Source organism: Streptomyces sp. BR123, assembly GCF_013401435.1.
In the GTDB taxonomy this organism is placed as follows: Bacteria; Actinomycetota; Actinomycetes; order Streptomycetales; family Streptomycetaceae; genus Streptomyces.
Window position 1 is genome coordinate 1 of record NZ_JACBGN010000538.1, and the last position, 2,280, is coordinate 2,280.

General features: G+C 75.0%; 2 protein-coding genes. Both read left to right on the forward strand.

Features of this window, described 5'->3' with window-relative positions; translation table 11 throughout:
- A partial coding sequence (locus tag HYE82_RS36025) for a fibronectin type III domain-containing protein (protein ID WP_179178436.1) occupies positions 1-595 on the forward strand: 595 nt, incomplete at its 5' end.
- 82 nt (positions 596-677) lie between these two features.
- On the forward strand, positions 678-2,280 hold a 1,603-nt coding region (locus HYE82_RS36030), incomplete at its 3' end, for an NB-ARC domain-containing protein (RefSeq protein WP_179178437.1).

Below are 2,280 nucleotides of genomic sequence, written 5' to 3' on the forward strand. Positions count from 1 at the left end.
CGCCGAGGACCGCACGCCTCCCACCGCCCCGGACCGCACCACGGCCCGCGCCGACGGCCCCCGCTCGGCCGTGGTCTCCTGGTCCGCCGCCTCCGACGACACGGGCGTGACCGCGTACGACGTCTACCAGGGCGGCGTCCGCATCCACACCGCCGGTCCCGCCGAGACCTCCACCGCCCTCACCCGCCTCCAGCCGGACACCGCCTACGCCTTCACGGTCCGGGCCCGCGACGGCGCGGACAACTCCTCCCCCGACGGCCCCGCGGCGGAGGTCACCACCCCGCCCGCGCCCGGCCGCGGCCCCGGCACCGCCCCGGCCGACTTCACGGCCCACGCCTCCCCCGGCGGCGTCACACTCGCCTGGACCGCCCCGGAGACGGGCCGGCCGACCACGGAGTACGAGCTCCACGTCAACGGAAGGCCCGTCACCGTCATCCAATTCGGTGCCGGTGCCGTGGCCGGCGGCCGCATGGAGCACCGGCTCGGCGTGGCAGAACCGTCCGGCACGGCCTGGGAACTGAAGCTGAGGGCCCGCCTGCCGGACGGCAATTGGGGGGCATTCTCGGCACAGCGGCGCGTCGTGCTGGCAGGATGAGAGCGGAAGCACCCGTACCGGTGACGTGACAGTGATTCGGGCGGAACGGCACGCCGGGTGAAGAATCACGCACAATACTTCCGTGTTCGGAGAGTACTCGTTCAACGACAGACGGGCGGATTCCGCGGACGGCGACCCCGGTCCAGCAGGAAACCAGGCACCGGGCAGACTGCCGCCGGAACCAGCCGTCTTCATCGGCAGGGAGGCCGAACTCGACGGAATCCACGACCTGTTGCGCACCAACCGCCTGATCACCCTCACCGGTGTGGGCGGCGTCGGCAAGTCCCGCCTCGCCCTGCGCGCCGTCGCCGACGCCGAACAGGCCCGGCCCGACGGGGTGTGGTGGGTGGACCTCTCACCGCTGCACGACCCCTCCCTGCTCACCATGAGCGTCGCCCACGCCGTCGGGCTGGCGGACCACTCGGCGCGCCCGCTCGACGAGGAACTGTGCGCGTGGATGGCCGACCGGGAGCTCCTCCTCGTCCTCGACACGTGCGAGCACATGGTGGCCGAGTGCCGCCACCTCGTCGGCGAACTCCTGCAGTCGGCACCGGGCCTGACGGTCCTGGTCACCTCCCGGGAACCCCTCGCCAGCCCCTGCGAGCAGGTCGTGGAGATCTGCCCGCTGCCCTGCGAGGGCCCCGACAGCGATGCCCTCGCCCTGTTCCGGGCCGCCGCCCTCGCCGCGACCCCGGATGCCGCGGCCTGCTTCGACGACCCCGACCGGGCCGTCCTGGCCGCGCAGGTGTGCCGGCGCCTCGACGGGATCCCGCTCGCCCTGGAACTGGCCGGGGCCCGGCTGCGGAGGTGGACGCTGGAGCAGATGGCTCAGCGCCTCGGCGCGCGGTTCGACGTGCTCTGCGACCACCGGACGTCCACGCTGATGCCCCGCCACCGCACGCTGCGCACCGCGATCGGCTGGAGCCACGAGCTGTGCGAGCCGGTGGAGCGGCTGCTGTGGGCCCGGCTGTCCGTCTTCACGGGCGACTTCGACGTGGCCGCGGCCAGGGCGGTGTGCTCGGGCGGCCCGCTGTCGGCGGCCCGCGTGGAGCGGGTGCTGGCCGGGCTGGTGGCCAAGTCCGTGGTCCGGCGGACGCAGGAGCGGGGCGCCGGCGCCCGCTACCGGATGCTGGACACGATCCGCGAGTACGGCCACGACTGGCTGGCCGAGCTCGGCGAGGTGCGCGCGGTCGCCGACCGGCACGCCCACTGGTACGCGGCGCTCAGCCGGGCCGCGGACCGCGGCTGGATGGGCCCGCGCCAGGTGGACTGGTACCGCAGGATGACCATCGAGCACCCACAGCTGCGGACGGCGCTGGAGCACCTGCTCGGCACGGACCCGGGGGCCGCGCTGGAGACGGCGGGGGCCCTGTGGTTCTTCTGGTTCTCCTGCGGGCACGTCCACGAGGGCCGGGGCTTCCTGGAGCGGGCCCTGCGGGCAGCCCCGCAGCAGGCGCCCGGATACCTCCAGGGGTTGTGGGCGCTCGGGCTGACCGCCGTCCTCCGGGGGGACATGGCCGCCGCCCGCGCACTCGGCGAGGAGTGCACCCGGATCGCGGAGCGGACGACGGACCCGGAGGCGCGGGTGCGGGCCGCCCACCTGCTCTCGGTGTCCCATCTGCTGCCCGGGGACCCCGCGCGGGCACTGGAGGTGGCGGGCCCCCGGGGGCGGGCCCGGATCGGGG